The sequence below is a fragment of the Steroidobacter denitrificans genome, from assembly GCF_001579945.1.
GTDB lineage: Bacteria > Pseudomonadota > Gammaproteobacteria > Steroidobacterales > Steroidobacteraceae > Steroidobacter > Steroidobacter denitrificans.
Window position 1 is genome coordinate 3,049,430 of the sequence record NZ_CP011971.1, and the last position, 14,893, is coordinate 3,064,322.

The 14,893-nt window shown below is 65.6% G+C and carries 17 protein-coding genes; 4 read left to right on the forward strand and 13 right to left on the reverse strand.

From position 1 onward, the window contains the following. The first annotated feature begins 28 nt into the window (after window positions 1-28). Window positions 29-652, forward strand: a complete 624-nt coding sequence (locus ACG33_RS13695) for a cation transporter (protein WP_066922029.1) — start codon at window positions 29-31, stop codon at window positions 650-652. A 102-nt stretch (window positions 653-754) separates the two neighbouring features. On the opposite strand, the gene ACG33_RS16955 is transcribed toward ACG33_RS13695, so the two are convergent. Genes ACG33_RS16955 through ACG33_RS13705 form a run of 3 tightly spaced genes read right to left on the reverse strand, consistent with a single transcriptional unit; the run spans window position 755 to window position 1,614 of the window. Continuing rightward, on the reverse strand, window positions 755-970 hold the full coding sequence (locus tag ACG33_RS16955; protein ID WP_322109198.1) for a GDCCVxC domain-containing (seleno)protein: 216 nt from the start codon (window positions 968-970) through the stop codon (window positions 755-757). After that, window positions 960-1,247, reverse strand: a complete 288-nt coding sequence (locus ACG33_RS13700; RefSeq protein ID WP_036196115.1) for a heavy-metal-associated domain-containing protein — start codon at window positions 1,245-1,247, stop codon at window positions 960-962. Before ACG33_RS13700 ends, ACG33_RS16955 begins: the two co-directional genes overlap by 11 nt. Before the next feature lie 10 nt (window positions 1,248-1,257). Next, window positions 1,258-1,614: a mercuric transporter MerT family protein gene (locus ACG33_RS13705; protein WP_066922031.1), complete on the reverse strand. Its 357-nt coding sequence runs from the start codon at window positions 1,612-1,614 to the stop codon at window positions 1,258-1,260. A 41-nt stretch (window positions 1,615-1,655) separates the two neighbouring features. Between ACG33_RS13705 and ACG33_RS13710 the strand changes: the two genes are divergently transcribed. Then, window positions 1,656-2,081, forward strand: a complete 426-nt coding sequence (locus ACG33_RS13710; protein WP_066922032.1) for a MerR family transcriptional regulator — start codon at window positions 1,656-1,658, stop codon at window positions 2,079-2,081. Window positions 2,082-2,178: 97 nt separating this feature from the next. Next, complete coding sequence (locus ACG33_RS13715; protein WP_014159579.1) at window positions 2,179-3,171, forward strand: aldo/keto reductase; 993 nt, start codon at window positions 2,179-2,181, stop codon at window positions 3,169-3,171. Window positions 3,172-3,523: 352 nt separating this feature from the next. Here the strand turns inward: ACG33_RS13715 and ACG33_RS13720 are convergent, their stop codons facing one another. The 4 genes from ACG33_RS13720 to ACG33_RS13735 all read right to left on the reverse strand — a co-directional run bounded on the left by ACG33_RS13720 (window position 3,524) and on the right by ACG33_RS13735 (window position 9,827). After that, the gene (locus ACG33_RS13720; protein WP_083536962.1) at window positions 3,524-4,552 is read right to left on the reverse strand and encodes a copper resistance protein B; all 1,029 of its coding nucleotides are present in this window, start codon (window positions 4,550-4,552) and stop codon (window positions 3,524-3,526) included. A 17-nt stretch (window positions 4,553-4,569) separates the two neighbouring features. Then, on the reverse strand, window positions 4,570-6,447 hold the full coding sequence (locus ACG33_RS13725; protein WP_043290350.1) for a copper resistance system multicopper oxidase: 1,878 nt from the start codon (window positions 6,445-6,447) through the stop codon (window positions 4,570-4,572). A 342-nt stretch (window positions 6,448-6,789) separates the two neighbouring features. Continuing rightward, a complete protein-coding gene (gene cueR / locus ACG33_RS13730) occupies window positions 6,790-7,263 on the reverse strand; it encodes a Cu(I)-responsive transcriptional regulator (protein WP_066922033.1) in 474 nt (157 codons plus the stop codon). After that, on the reverse strand, window positions 7,260-9,827 hold the full coding sequence (locus ACG33_RS13735; RefSeq protein WP_043290895.1) for a heavy metal translocating P-type ATPase: 2,568 nt from the start codon (window positions 9,825-9,827) through the stop codon (window positions 7,260-7,262). Before ACG33_RS13735 ends, cueR begins: the two co-directional genes overlap by 4 nt. Window positions 9,828-9,978: 151 nt before the next feature. Here ACG33_RS13735 and ACG33_RS13740 point away from each other — a divergent pair, with 151 nt between their 5' ends. Further along, a complete protein-coding gene (locus ACG33_RS13740; RefSeq protein ID WP_014159574.1) occupies window positions 9,979-10,182 on the forward strand; it encodes a heavy-metal-associated domain-containing protein in 204 nt (67 codons plus the stop codon). Window positions 10,183-10,296: 114 nt separating this feature from the next. Here the strand turns inward: ACG33_RS13740 and ACG33_RS13745 are convergent, their stop codons facing one another. From ACG33_RS13745 to ACG33_RS13765, 6 genes are read right to left on the reverse strand one after another with little or no spacing between them, the layout of a single operon-like run. Next, on the reverse strand, window positions 10,297-10,680 hold the full coding sequence (locus ACG33_RS13745; protein ID WP_066923461.1) for a DUF1622 domain-containing protein: 384 nt from the start codon (window positions 10,678-10,680) through the stop codon (window positions 10,297-10,299). A 12-nt stretch (window positions 10,681-10,692) separates the two neighbouring features. Then, on the reverse strand, window positions 10,693-11,496 hold the full coding sequence (locus ACG33_RS13750) for a multiheme c-type cytochrome (protein ID WP_014159572.1): 804 nt from the start codon (window positions 11,494-11,496) through the stop codon (window positions 10,693-10,695). After that, window positions 11,493-12,182 carry a hypothetical protein gene (locus ACG33_RS13755; RefSeq protein ID WP_003292130.1) on the reverse strand — a complete coding sequence of 230 codons (690 nt, stop codon included), beginning with the start codon at window positions 12,180-12,182 and terminating at the stop codon, window positions 11,493-11,495. The genes ACG33_RS13750 and ACG33_RS13755 overlap by 4 nt, the downstream gene beginning before the upstream one ends. Continuing rightward, window positions 12,183-13,622 carry a 2Fe-2S iron-sulfur cluster-binding protein gene (locus tag ACG33_RS13760; RefSeq protein ID WP_210399088.1) on the reverse strand — a complete coding sequence of 480 codons (1,440 nt, stop codon included), beginning with the start codon at window positions 13,620-13,622 and terminating at the stop codon, window positions 12,183-12,185. Next, window positions 13,514-14,350 (reverse strand): hypothetical protein, encoded by an 837-nt coding sequence (locus ACG33_RS16605; RefSeq protein ID WP_210399089.1) that lies wholly within the window; start codon window positions 14,348-14,350, stop codon window positions 13,514-13,516. Before ACG33_RS16605 ends, ACG33_RS13760 begins: the two co-directional genes overlap by 109 nt. A gap of 14 nt (window positions 14,351-14,364) precedes the next feature. Beyond that, window positions 14,365-14,892, reverse strand: a complete 528-nt coding sequence (locus ACG33_RS13765) for a hypothetical protein (protein WP_043290347.1) — start codon at window positions 14,890-14,892, stop codon at window positions 14,365-14,367. Window position 14,893 lies beyond the last annotated feature (1 nt).

Sequence of the window (14,893 nt, forward strand, 5' to 3'; positions counted from 1 at the left end):
GCGTCCGCTCCCATCTGGAGACTTGACCATGGGTGACTCGTGCGGCTGCGGAAGCACAGTGGATATCCGGGCCTTGGAGGCCGGGCAGCGGCGCGTGCTGATGATCGTGCTGGCGATCAACATCGCCACCTTCGTGATGATGATCACGGCGGCGATTTACAGCGGATCGTCCTCGTTGCTGTCAGGCAGCCTCGACAATCTTGGCGATGCGCTGACCTACTTGCTGAGCCTGGCGGTGATCGGCGCCAGCTTGCGCGCCAAGGCCAAAGTGGCGCTGATCAAGGGACTGCTGATTTTCGGCGCCGCGGTGGCGGTCGCCATCCAGATCGGCTGGCGCCTGGCCCATCCGGAGGTACCGATCTTCGAGGCCATCGGCATTGCTGCGGTGATCAACCTTGCGTTCAACGCACTGTGCCTGTGGTTGCTGACGCCGTACCGCTTCGGCGATGTGAACATGTCATCGGCGTGGGAGTGTTCGCGCAATGATCTGTACGAGGGTGTTGCGGTACTGCTGGCGGCCGCCGGCGTGTGGCTGTTCGATGCGGGCTGGCCCGATCTGGTCATCGCCGGTGGACTGTTGCTGATGTTTCTGCGGTCCGCCTGGCGGGTACTCCGTATGGCTTGGCGGAGCTACCGGGACGAGGCGAAATAGCAAGTTGCGGCCCGTTGCCCGGCCCAAGAGAAGAAATGCCCCGTATGCCGGGGCGTTTGTTCGCCGAGTTGGCTGATGATCGGCATCCAGTGGCCGCGACCGCTATCCGCAGCAGGGATTCTGTTGCTGGATCGGTGGACACGGCACGGTGCCGTACGAACAGAACACACAACAGTCGCCCGGCTTGGGCCGCAGTACCGTGCTGCAGCCTGGACACTCGTAGAAAAACTGACAGGCCGTGGTAGGCATCATCTCGCTGGCCTGGTGCCTGCATTCTGGGCAGGTCAGCATGCTTTGCAGTTGCAGATCAGCCACCATTTGTCCGTGCCTTGGCCGGGAAGCCTGCTTCGGTGATGGCCCGTGCGATGTCCGAAGCACTTGTACGCTCGGAATCGAAGGTCACCGTTACCGTGGCTGCCTTGGTATCGACCGCAGTGTCAGCTACGCCGGGCACCTTCTCGAGCGCTTTCTCAATGGTGATGCTGCACGTAGGGCAGGTCATGTTCGCGGCCTGCAACACCACCGTCTCAGTGGGGGCGGCCCCCGCCGTTCCGGCCCATATGACGGCCATCAAGGCCAATGTCCACTTGCGCATCGATCGTCTCCTACAGAAGCCAAATCACGTAATACGGAAACAACAACAACAAGGCGATCACGACAGTGGCTAACCAAAGCCAGCGCCGCCGCCGGCTCAAGATGCCCGGATCCACGCATTGGCCTTCGGCGCGGCATCGAGAGGCTGGTCCGTACAGGCCCCAGAAGGCTAACCCCAGCGACAGCAGGGCGGCAGCACTGAACCAAGGGCGCCATGGATCCAGCGCGGTCAGGTTGCCGATCCAGGCGCCACTGATGCCCAGCAGGACCAACGCCAGCGGCACGACGCAGCAGACCGATGCGCCAATGGCGGCGATGCTCGCGCCAACGATGGCTGGAACAGACGATTTGGCCGGGGTTGTTTGCATCGGAGCATACTAGCCTCTGTACCTAGGTACGGAGTCAAGCCGTGCGTCCGAACACGTTTACGATCAGCCAGCTGGCGGCGGCGGCCGACGTGCATGTCGAAACCGTGCGCTACTACCAGCGCCGTAGGCTGCTGCGTCAACCCGAGCGACCGATAGGAGGCGTGCGTCGTTACGACGAAAACGATGTCAATCGGCTTCAGTTCATCCGTCGCGCTCAGATGATGGGATTCAGCCTCGACGAGATCGCTGGCCTGCTACAGATCACAGGCGAGCGTTCTTGCGAGCAGACCCGTCAATTGACCGAGCGAAAGCTCGCCGATGTCCGTCTACGAATCCGCGAGCTGCGACAGCTGGAGAGGGATCTCGAACAGAAAGTAGCGCGGTGCGCCCAAGTGCCGGCGGGAGAGTACTGCCCAACCCTCGATTTTCTGGAGCGGCCAAGAAAGCCAGCTGCGACAGGCAGTTAGGTCACTTTCGGCCGTTTTTTACACGAATCCCTGCCGACCCTCTGATTCGGCCGCTCGACGCAGGCCGGCACTATCGACAACGAATGGAGCACACAGCATGAAAACCCGCAAACTCGGAAACGACCTGGAAGTCTCCGCCCTCGGCCTGGGCTGCATGGGCATGACCGCCGTGTACGGCCCGGCCGCCGACAAGCAGGAGATGATCAAGCTCATCCATGCCGCCCACGACCGCGGCATCACCCTGTTCGACACCGCCGAGGCCTACGGTCCCTTCGCCAACGAGGAACTGGTCGGCGAGGCGCTGCAGCCGATCCGCGGCCAGGTGGTCATCGCCACCAAGTTCGGCTTCGACATCGACCCGGAGGCCGGCGAGCGCGGCCTCGGCACCGACAGCCGGCCCGAGCACATCGCGCGCGCGGTCGAGAAGATGCTGCAGCGCCTGCGCACCGACCATATCGACCTGCTGTACCAGCACCGCGTGGACCCGGCGGTACCGATCGAGGACGTGGCCGGCGCGGTCAAGGACCTGATCGCCGCAGGCAAGGTCAAGCATTTCGGCCTGTCCGAGGCCGGCGTGCAGACCATCCGCCGCGCCCACGCCGTGCAGCCGCTGACGGCGGTGCAGAGCGAGTACTCGCTGTTCTGGCGCGGGCCGGAACTGGAACTGTTGCCGCTGCTGGAGGAACTGGGCATCGGCTTCGTGCCGTTCAGCCCGCTCGGCGCCGGCTTCCTGACCGGCAAGATCACCGACAAGACCACGTTCGATCCGACCGATTTCCGCAACCACGTGCCACGTTTCTCCGTGGAAGCGCGCAAGGCCAACATGGCGCTGGTCAAGGTGGTCGAGTCCGTCGCCGGGCGCAACGGCGCCACGCCCGCCCAGGTCGCGCTGGCTTGGCTGCTGGCGCAGAAGCCCTGGGTCGTGCCGATTCCCGGCACCACCAAGCTCAATCGCCTGGAAGAGAACATCGGCGCGGTCACGCTCGACCTGAAGCCTCAGGACATCGCCCAGCTCAATGCCGAGGTTGCCAAGATCAAGGTGGAAGGCGAGCGCCTGCCGGAAGCAGCGCTCAAGATGACCGGCCTCTGATCTGAAGGGCCGGCGTCGCCGCCAGGCCGTCGCGGAGTGGCGGTGACGGCGTTTCGATGGCCGGCAGTGGGTGGCGGCAGACGATGCCGGGGCATCATCGCCGGGAAGAATACGGGCATGGCTTTCATCTCCAATGCCGAATCCGTGACCGTCCTGATCGTGGATGCCGACCGGCATCCACGACGGCATGGGTCGGAACCCGGCTCGGACATCGCCACCTATCTCGCACGCCACAACACGGACGTCGTGTTCGACCGGATCGCCTCGGACGGCTCGCCTGTCGCAGAAGCGATCCTAGAAGAAGGTAGCGCTTGGCCCCACCCCTGCCATCTTTCCAGCCCCGAGAGCTTCGTCAGAACCAGAAGCGCAGGCCGATCACCCACCGGTTGTCGGTTCTGGAATGACTGCTAAGCCCGCGCAGGTCCGACGTCTTGCCGAAACTCCATTCGCGCTCGAATCCCACGTAGGGCGCGAACTGCCGCGTGATCTCGTAACGCAAGCGGACGCCTCCCTCCACGGTACTCAGGCCCGCACCGATGACTTCCTCCGGATCGGTCTGCCCGAACCAATTGGCTTCGAGCCCCCAATTGGCGATCAACCGGTTGGTGAACAACATCTCATACTCGACCTCGACGATGGCCGCCGTCTCGCCGCCCTCTCCGACGTAGCCCGTTGCCGAGACCTCGAACTTGTAGGGCGCCAGACCCTGGACGCCGAACGCGGCCCAGTTGCGCGGCGTTCCGCCTCCACCGAAGTCACCAAAATCCCGGCGCACGCCGACCACGGCATCCCACCAGGGATGGATCGCGCGGCCGTACAAGGCTTCAATCCGCCCGCGCTGCAGGCTTTCGTCCAGCGCGTGACCCTTGGTTCGCAACCAGAGGCGGTTGAGGTCGCTGCCGACCCAACCGATCCCCTCCCAGGCGATCTCCCTGCCTTCATCCGTGTTCGCCCCTTCCAACTGGTCCATGAGCCAGAACGAGTTCAGGCTGGTGCCGTGCTTGTGGTAATCCTTCAGCAACGGGAACGCCGCCGAGCGATCGGCATCGGTGAGAGGAGGGATGGGTTCGCGTGGCAGGGCGGGGTTCCCCATCTCGGAATGGTCCATCTCGGAATGGTCCATCTGGGAGTGGTCGACCTGCGGACGGTCCTGTTGTCCATGATCCATCTGCGCGTGGTCGTCACCACTGCCGGCGTGCTCGGAATGGGTCTCCTGCGAACGCTTCGAATGATCCATGCCGGCATGGGGAGGCTGCGTCGTCGCATCTTCTTCCTGCCGGTCCGTCGTCGCACTTGACGTCGCAGGCTGGCCATGTCCGGCGTGCTGCGCGTAGGCGCCGACAGGGAGCGACAGGACGACGGCCAGCCCAGCCCACAGCATCGTTTTCGTTGGGCTCCTCATTCTTCGACCCTCACTTCCCGGAACATGCCCGATTCCATGTGGAAGAAGAGATGGCAGTGGTAGGCCCAACGCCCGAGCGCATCGGCCCGGACTCGGTAGCTGCGCTTCGTGCCCGGAGGCATGTCCACGGTGTGCTTGCGCAGATGGAAGTTGCCCTGTTCGTCTTCCAGGTCGCTCCACAGGCCGTGCAGGTGAATCGGATGCGCCATCATGGTGTCGTTCACCAGCACGATGCGCATGCGCTCGCCGTAGTTGAGGCGCAGCGGCTCGGCATCGGCGAACTTGATCCCGTCGAACGACCAGGCGAAACGCTCCATGTGCCCGGTCAGGTGCAGTTCGACCGTGCGGCCAGGCTCGCGCCCGTCGGGATCCGGGAACAGGCTCTTCAGGTCGGCATACGTCGCCACCTTGCGGCCGTTCCCGCGCAGGCCGATGCCCGGATCGGACAGTCGAGGCGCCGGCGTCATGGTCTGCATGTCGACCAGGGGGTTGCCGGTCTCGCTGGCCGGGTGCGCCTGCATCTGCATGCCTCCGGCCGGCGCGCCCTGCATGGCCGTGGCCGAGGCGCCGTGGCCGGCATGTGGATCGACAGATGCTGCGGCACCATGGCCAGCGTGTGGATCCGAAGCCGGTGTGGCGCCATGCCCGGCATGCGGATCGGCGGCGGCCGGCGTCGCGCCGTGTCCCGAATGCGCGGCGTGGTCGCCGTGTCCCATGTCGGCCATGGTCAGCAGCGGACGCGGATCGACCGCCGGCACCGGTGCACGCAGCCCTTCACGCACCGCCAGCGTGCCGCTGACGTAGCCGGTACGGGCACTGTCCTGGGCAAAGAGGGTGAAGGCGTCCTGGCCGGTCGGTTCGACGATCACGTCGAAGGTCTCGGCGGTGGCGATGCGGATCTCGTCCACCGTCAGCGGATGGACGTACTGGCCGTCGACCTCGACCACCGTCATCTTCAGGCCCGGGATGCGCACATCGAAGTAGCTCATCGCCGAGCCGTTGATGAAGCGCAGCCGGATCTTCTCGCCGCTGCGGAACAGGCCGGTCCAGTTGCCCAGCGAAGTGGTGCCGTTCATCAGGTAGGTGTAGGTGTGCGCGTTGACGTCCGACAGGTCGGTGGGCGTCATCCGCATGCGGCCCCAGGCCGCGCGGTCGCTCAGGGTCGCACGCAGCCCGTCGTTGCTTACGTCGCGGAAGAAGTCCCCTACCGTCCGCTGGTAGTAGTTGTCGTACTCCGACAACTTCTTCAGGCGGGCGAACAGACGCGCAGGATCCATGTCGGTCCAGTCGGACAGGAACACCACGTAGTCGCGGTCGTAGGAGAACGGCTCGGGTGCGATGGGATCGATGATCAGCGGCCCGTACATGCCGCCCTGTTCCTGGAAGCCGGAGTGGCTGTGGTACCAGTAGGTGCCGCCCTGGCGAACATCGAACTCGTACAGGTAGCTCTCGCCGCGGCCGATGCCATCGAAGCTGAGACCGGGCACACCATCCATGTTCGCCGGCAGCAGGATGCCGTGCCAGTGGATCGACGTGGAGTCACCGTGGATCGAGCCTGGGGGCAGGTCGTTGCGGACCCGCAGCTGCACCCGCGTGCCTTCGCGCCAGCGCAGGATCGGTGCGGGCACCGAACCGTTGACGGTGATGGCGGGCCGCGTCTTGCCCGTGTAGTTGACCGCGGTCTCGCCCACGCTCAGGTCAAACTGCGTGCCGGCGAGAACTTCGAGCTGGCCCGGAGAGCGTAGTGCCCAGCTTTGCTTCGGCCACAGCCCCAGGCCCAGCACCGCACCCCCCGCCGCCAACCCTTGAACGAACTGCCTTCGGGAAAGCAGGCGTTGTTCTTCGACGTTCGCACCTGAAGGTCTGGATCGCATGCATGATCTCCTATGATCGGTAGGGGCTGGCCGCAAGGGCGCCCGGTTCATCGCCACGATCCAGGCGATGGGAACCCGCGACGCCGGAGACGCCATCGTGGGGACGGATGCCGTTCAGCGTGCGCAAGACGAGCGCCGCGGCAGTGGCCGGAATTCCCAATGGATAAGGGACTCAGGAATCATGCAACGGTCGGGATCGAGCACATGGCCATGAAACTCGCGTCATCACGGCCAGCTTAGGAGGAGGTCACTTTCGCCGGGATGACCCGTCCATTACATTCCCGTCATTGCAATGTCATTCCCGCTCGGCCAGCGGGTCGCAAGACCTATCGCGGGTCCGTTCTACCTGCGCGGGGTCTTGCGCTTCCGGACCCCAGGCTCATCGACCGCGCCACGTCGGCGTTTGGGTTCTCCCGCCGCCGCTGCCGATGGCTGTTCCAGATCGGCCAGGATCGGGCAATCGGGCCGATCGTCTCCCGAGCAGCCCATCACCAGTTGCTGGAGCGTGCCAGCCATCTCCTGCATGTCCGTGATCCGTTGCCGCAGATCTTCGATATGGCCCAGGGCGATGCGCTTGACGTCCGCACTGCGCCGGCGGCGGTTCCGCCAGAGCTGCAGCAGGCCATCGATCTCGGCGACGGAAAACCCCAGATCCCGCGCCCGCCGCACGAAGCGCAGTACGTGCACGTCGTTCTCTGTGTAGTTCCGGTAGCCTGCGTCCGTGCGGCTGGCCGCCGGGATCAAACCGGTCGCCTCGTAGTAGCGGATCATCTTGGCCGATACCCCTGAAGCGTTCGCTGCTTGACCGATGTTCACGTCATCCTCCTTTCGACCGACCCGGTCGCACCGTGGCCGGCGGACGCGACGGCCTCTCCCGAAACATCGGGCCGGCCAGTCACCGCGGACGCCACGGGCGGATGGAACCGCCGCAGCCTGAGGGCGTTGCCGAGGACGAAGACGCTCGACAACGCCATGGCGCCTGCCGCCAACACTGGCGAGAGCAGGACGCCGTAGGCCGGATAGAGCACGCCAGCGGCGACCGGGATCAGGGCGGCGTTGTAGCCGAACGCCCAGAACAGATTCTGCCGGATGTTGCGGATCGTCCCCTTCGACAGGGCGATGGCGTTGGGCACGCCCTTGAGGCTGCCCGACATCAGCACCACGTCGGCCGCCTCGATCGCGATGTCGGTGCCCGTGCCGATGGCGATGCCCACGTCGGCCTCGGCCAGGGCCGGCGCATCATTGATGCCGTCACCCACGAACACCAGATGGCCGTGAACGGCCCTGAGACGGCGCACCGTCTCGATCTTGCCTTTCGGAAGCACCTCGGCGACCACCTCGTCGATGCCGAGACGGCGGGCGATGGCCTCGGCTGTGCGCCGATTGTCGCCGGTGATCATGGCGACCTTGAGGCCCAGCGCGTGCAGCGCGGCGATGGCCTCGGGCGTGGTGTCCTTGATCGGATCGGCAACGGCGATGACGGCCGCGAGCTTTCCGTCGATCGCGGCGTAGAGCGGCGACTTGCCCTCGTCGCCAAGCCGCTCCGCGATACCGGAAAAGGTGGCCACATCCAGGCCCAGCCGGTGCATGTAACGGTCGGCGCCGATCTGGATACTCACTCCGTCCACCATCGCCTCGACGCCGAACCCGGTCTCGGACCTGAAGCCAGCGACCGCCGGCAAGGTCAGGCCTTGGGCTTGGGCGGCTTCTACGATGGCATGGCCGACGGGGTGTTCCGACTTCGCCTCGACGGCCGCGATCCGCGCCAGTACCTGCGCGCGATCGAAGCCTTCGGCCAGTTCCAGATCGGTGAGCACCGGCCGGCCTTCGGTCAGCGTGCCGGTCTTGTCCAGTGCGATGACCTTCGCATCCTTGAGCCACTGCAAGGCTTCGCCCTTGCGGAACAACACGCCCATTTCGGCGCCGCGCCCGGTGCCGACCATGATCGACGTGGGCGTGGCCAGCCCCATGGCGCAGGGACAAGCGATGATCAGCACGGCGACGGCATTGACCAGCGCGAACGTCAGCGCCGGTGCCGGGCCGAAGGCGAGCCAGACGAGGAACGTCAGCAGCGCCACACCGATCACGACCGGGACGAACCACAACGTCACCTTGTCGACCAGTGCCTGGATCGGCAGCTTGGAGCCCTGCGCTTCCTCCACCATGCGGATGATCCGGGAGAGTACCGTGGCCTCGCCTACCGCGGTTGCACGGAAAGCCAGCGCGCCGTTCTGGTTGACCGTACCGCCGACCACCGCGCTGCCGGCGGTCTTTGCCACCGGCACCGGCTCGCCGGTGATCATGGACTCATCGACGTAGCTGTCGCCATCGATCACCTCGCCGTCGACCGGAACACGTTCGCCCGGTCGCACTTCGACAATATCCCCCGGCACGACGTTGCCGAAGGCGATCTCGGCCGTCTCCTCGTCACGGCGCACTCGCGCGGTCCGCGCCTGCAACCCAATCAGCCGCTGGATCGCCTGGGAGGCGCGCCCCCTGGCCCGCGCTTCCAGAAAGCGGCCGATGAGAATCAAAGTGACGATGACGGCCGCCGCCTCGTAGTAGACGTTGACCGCTTCCGCGGGCAACAGCGCAGGCATGAAGGTCGCAACCAGCGAGTAGGCGTAAGCCGCCAGGGTACCGACCGCGACCAGCGAGTTCATGTCCGGCGCCAGGCGGAACAGCGCGGGAAAGCCATGCTGGTAGAAGCGCCGGCCCGGCCCGAGGATCACCAGTGTCGTCAGCGCGAACTGGATGACCCAGTTCCACTGCATGCCGAGGGTGCGGTTGATCAGGTGATGCACGCCGGGAACGAGGTGCGCACCCATCTCCAGCACAACCACCGGCAAGGTCAGCGCGATGGACACGGCCACGGCGCGTTTCAGGGCCGCCTGCTCGGCGTCCTTGCGGACCGCGTCATCGGCCTCGCGCGAGGACGCCCGGTCGATCGGCCGCGCCGCGTATCCCGCGTCGTCGATGGCCTGGATCAGCAACCTGGCGTCCACACCCCCTTCCACGACTGCGCGCTCTGTCGCCAGGTTGACGCGTGCCGCCGTCACGCCGGGGACGGTACGCAGTGCGCGCTCCACACGTCCGACGCAGGACGCGCAGGTCATGCCCTCGATGGCGAGTTCGGTCTTGATGATCGGAACCGCATAGCCCGCCCTCTCGATGGCCCGGGCCAGTGTCCGGTGGTCGGCCGGTGCCACGGTCTGCACGTCGGCCCATCCGGATGCGGGATCGACGCTCGCACCGTGAACGCCGGGGACGGCCCTCAGTGCCTGCTCGATCCGGCCGGCGCAGGAAGTGCCGCGCATTCCCGCGATGGGTAGGCGCACCGCCTCCAGTCGGAGGGAGGCGTCTTGTGAAGGGGAATCCATGTTCATCTCGCCGTACGATGGGGTCGATGGCCGAGTCTGTGGCTTACCACGGTGGGAAGGTCAACGCTTGCGCGGCCGGCCTGTGAACCCTTGACCTTCCAACGATGGCAAGGTCCATGATAGCCGTACGCAAACCAACAGGAGTTGTCCCATGCAGACGTTCCACATCCAGAACATGACTTGCGGCGGCTGCGTCCGAGGCGTCACGCGCGCCATCCAGTCCGTCGACCCGGCTGCGCGGGTTCACGCCGATGTTCCTGCCCGACGGGTGCAGGTCGTCTCCGACCAGCCCCGTGAGATCGTCGAGGCCACACTGACCAAGTCCGGCTACCAGGCGGTTTGGATCGCTCCGTGAAGCACCGCCTGGCGGCCTCGTTCAGGCCTCGTTGATCGTCAGGGTCAAGCGACCAGGTTCTCGGCCAGTGCGGTCGTCGGACGAAGCCGTTCTTGAACTGACCGGCCCGACCACTCAGTTGCAGGTACTCGGGTGGTCGGGCGGGGAGGGTCGATTGCGCCGCCACGACCATCCTCTCTCGATCTCGATTTGAAGTGCGACGCTCAAAAAGGTTCGGATCAGCACGATCAGCGCAAGGATCGCGACGCCCTGCAGCGAGGGATCGATCGTAACGGTTCGGATGATGTCGGCGGCCACGAGAAATTCCAGGCCCAGTACGATCGCGCCGCCGAGCTCCTGCCGCAGGGAGTGATATCGCGCCGTCAGTTCGAACCCCTTGTGGATGAAGGCGAATCGGCCGCAAGCCAACACGCTGCCCAGGGTGATGACCCCGACGCCGAACAACTCGAATCCCGCGACCGCGATCCCGATCGCCGCATGTGGCAAATCAGCGCTCATCGGCATATCCGGTCAATGGTGATCGTAGATCCCCACACCCCGGATGTCGTTCCATGAAGTGGTCTGGTGGCAGAGATAGCACTGCTCAGGTTCCGCATTCCTGACACCCGCTATCGGCTTGGACATCATTCCGAAGTGCTCCTTGTAGTGGCTGAGCGGCGCGAGGTGGCACTGGCCGCACTCGGTGGAACTCGGCGGTGGATGCCGGTACTCGGCAATCGACCATGTGGTCGTGCCGTGGCATGTCGCGCAGTCGTTTCCGAAGACCTGGACGTGCGGGTCGGTGGTCTTGTGGCAGCTCGCACAGTCCAGCAGCGTCTCCTTGTAAGTCATGCCGTTGGCAAGCGAGAGGTTGCCCGGCAGCGCCTCGGGCCGGTGTGCCTTGAGGTGCGCGAGCAGCACCGCCCCCTCATGACCCTCCGGGGCCCGATCGAGCCATCGCACGATGATGTCGGTCAAAGCCGCATGGTCCATACCACGCAGGCTGCGGCCGGCGTCGTGTTCCTTGTGGCAGGCCACGCAGTTGTTCGAGCCGGCGATGTCGGCATGGAATGCCGTCGGTTGTCGCTGGACCAGGACGGTCTCGTTTGCATGGCAGGCCACGCAAGTCGCGTCCTCCACGCCCTTCACCGGCGTGTGGCACGCCGCACAGTCCTCTTTGAGAAACGCATGTGCGCTGGACAGGGGGCCCGGAGAGGCCATGTTCTGCCACGTCGCGGCGCGCTGCATTTGCGGAAGGTATGTCCACAGTGCGACTGCCGACACCGGCGCCAGGACCGCGAGCAGCGCGGCGAGGATCTTTCCCTTTCGACTCATCTGAACCAGCGCAACCCGAAGTAGATGCCAGCCCAGATATGCAACGCCAGCAGAAGATAGAAGATGATCGAGAACGCGATGTGTGCCGACAGCCAGGCGTTGAACAGCCTGCGCACCCGCTCCTGGAACTGGATCGAGTACTGCAGATCGGCGGCGGCGGATGCCAGTGGCAGCAGTTCGGCGCTGGCCTTGGGCGTACCGGCAACGCCCGCTGTTGGTCCTTGCGCGTAGGCCCAGTACTGCCCATCCAGAAGGCGCCACAGCCCGTCGATCTGCGCCTTCTTCTCGCGGATGTTCTCCGCGACGTAGCGCAGATAATGCTGGCCGATGAACCCAGTGAGCACGCTCAGCAGCATCGATGCCGTCAGCGCGACGCCGAGCGCACTCTGGAACTTGTGCCCGCTATGGAGGATGGCCAACAGCGCGCCTACCAAGCCGAAATAGACGTGCGCCTGCAGCAATGCGCCGAAGCCATGCTTCCTGGTGAATGCGCGGCGCAGCGTAGCGCTGCGCTTGATTACGGTGTAGGTGAGCGGGACGAGCATGAACGCCGCGCCTACGACGCCGAACACGCCACCCAGGAGGCTTCCGGCGAAGAAGGAAGAGCGGTGCACCAGGAAACCCAGCCACAGGACCACCAGCATCGAGAAGATGATCGTCGCGATGATGCGATCCTGGTTGCGCATCTACGCATCCACCGAGATATCGGCCGACGCTTTCGCCTGGCAGGCCAGGATCACGCCCGAGGAACGATCGAGTGGCGTCAGGCTGTCGTCCACGTCCATGGTGACCTCGCCCGACAGCAGCTTGATCTTGCAGAGGCCGCAGTAACCCTGCCGGCAGGCATATTCGATCGGAACGCCGACCTCTTCGGCGGCCTCGAGAACGGTCTGGCCGGCCGCCAGCGGCGCCTTTTTTCCGGACCGCTCGAAGCTGCAGGTGACGGCCGTCGCCGTGTCGCCCGCCGACACCTCCGGGCCGGGAGGCACTGTCCTGGAGGGGCTCAGGAACAGCTCGGAATGAACCGACGCCAGGTCGATGCCCAGCTTGCCCAGTTCGTTGCGGACCGCGTCCATCATCACCGGCGGACCGCACAAGTGGATGCGGCGCGAACGGATCTGCGGAATCTGCCCCAGCAGTTCGGCGGTGATGAACCCACGCGGGCCGGTCCATGCCGCCGATGACTCGTCGCTCAGCACGATGGACACATGCAGGTTCGGATGCCGGCGGGCGAGTTGGTTCAGCTCGTCGCGGAAGATCACACTTTCCAGGTCCTTGCAGGCGTAGACCAGGTCGATCCGGCCGTTCCAGCTCTGGTCGGTCAGGTAGCGGATGGAACTCATCAGCGGCGTGATGCCGACGCCGCCGCCCAGGAACACGACACTGTCGGACTCGACGCCGCGGAAGGTGAAGCGGCCGTAGGGGCCGGACGCATCGAGGAGATCGCCTTCCTTCACCTGCTCGTGCAGGTAACCCGAGACGATGCCGCCGCTTTCGTGCTTGACCGTCAGGTCGCACCAGCCGTGGCAGCATGGCGATGAAGCGATCGAATACGAGCGCTTGACCTGGTTCCCGCCTGAATGCACCGAAAGCGTGAGGAACTGGCCGGGCTCGAACTCGAACGGCAGCGCACCCACGCCCTCCACTGGCGCCAGCCGAAACGTCTTGACCTTGGGCGTCTCCTGGAAGACGCGTGCGACCCGCAGCTTGCCCACCCAGCCGCCCATGGTGGACACGGGTGCGCGTGCCTGCGGCTCGCCCTCGGCCGGCACGCCCGGAGACACGGGCGCCGCGGGGGCCGGCGCCACACCGGAACGAGGCGCAGCGGCGGGGGCCGGAGGCACCGGTGCCCCGGTGCGCAACGTGGCGAGGACCGCATTCGTGCGTCGGGTTCGCGCCACGTACATCCAGGCGGCCAGCAGCGCAAAGGCCAGCAGCAACGCCATCGTGAAGTAGTGGAAGCCCGACAGGCCGAAGACGCCGTGCGCCGGGGCCGTGGTCAGGGGATCGGTCAGGTTCATCTCGCGCCGGAACCACGCCAGCGCGATCCCCCGCGGCGCCTGTCCTTCGGCCAGTGCGCGGTAGGCCGACAAGCCGCTGTCGAATTCGCCCCAGGCCACGCGCATGCGGTCGGATGCTTCCTGCAGGCCGCCGTAGTCGTTGCGCTGGACCGCGTGCGACGCCTCCGACGACAGGGACGCCAATAGCTGGACCCTTCGTGCATCCGGTGGTGGGCGAGCTGCTCAACGCTCGCGCGCCGCTCCGGCGGTAGATCCGGCAGCGCCATCAGCTGCGGATACAGCAGCTTGTTGAGGCGCCGATCCCGACCGCACTCGTCTCCGCGGCAGCCGCGCATCATGTCGTCCATCATGCCGCCCATGGAACCGGCCATCGATGCACCACTCGAAGCCGGCATGCTGGCAGTCGCGTCCGGGTGATGCGCGGCGTGATCGTCATCGCCCGCCGATGCGTCAGCCGGCGGTGTGGCGCTCATCGGCATGCCGTTCATCGGGCTGCTGCTTTGCGCCGGCATGCCATCGGCTGGCGCCGGCTGCGGTACCGCCATGCTTCCGGCCTTGTCCGGATGATGCGCGGCGTGATCGTCATCGCCCATCGGCGCGCCAGCCGGCGGCGTGGTGCCCATCGGCATACCAGCCATCGAGCCGCTGTCCCGGGCCGATGACGTGCCGGCAGCGTCCGGCTGCGCAGCCGTCGTGCCGCCGGTCTTGTCTGGCGGATGGGCTGCGTGTGGATCAGCAGCCGACTGAGCGCCGGCCGCTCCATGAGCCAGCAGCATCGCCAGCGTGGCCAGGGCGGCGACTCGCTTCCACCCCACGAAGCCTTCCGTCAGCACCGCGGCGGCCTCCGCTACATATGGCCCATCTTCTTCTTGGCCATGCCCCCGCCCATGCTCGAATCCATCTTCTGCATGGTGGCGTCGACCTTCTGCATCTGCATCTCGCAGTGCTCCATGTCCTCCTTCATCTGCTGCATGTGCTGCATCGTGGCGGGCATGTCCATGTCCTTATGCGCGGAGGCATCGCCAGCCTTCATCGCCATGGCCTGCTGATGCATCTGCATGCTGCCTTCCTGCATCTGTCGGCCCATGGCCTCCATGGCTTGCCCCCGTTCGCGCATCATGGCTGCCATCTCCTCCATGTGCGTGGCCATGGCATCGGGCGTTGCGGGCGCATTCTGAGAAGCAGGGGACTTCGGATCGGTAGGGTGCGCCGCTGGAGCGTGAGGTGCCGCCGGGGTGCTGGCGGGCTGCTGCCCCATGGCGCCTGGCATGGCATCCTTCTTGTGCATGTCATCATCAGCCAGTGCCGCGCCAGCGAGCGCGACACCCAGGATGCAGACCATGACAAGTGACGGCCGACGATAGTGCTGCTTCATG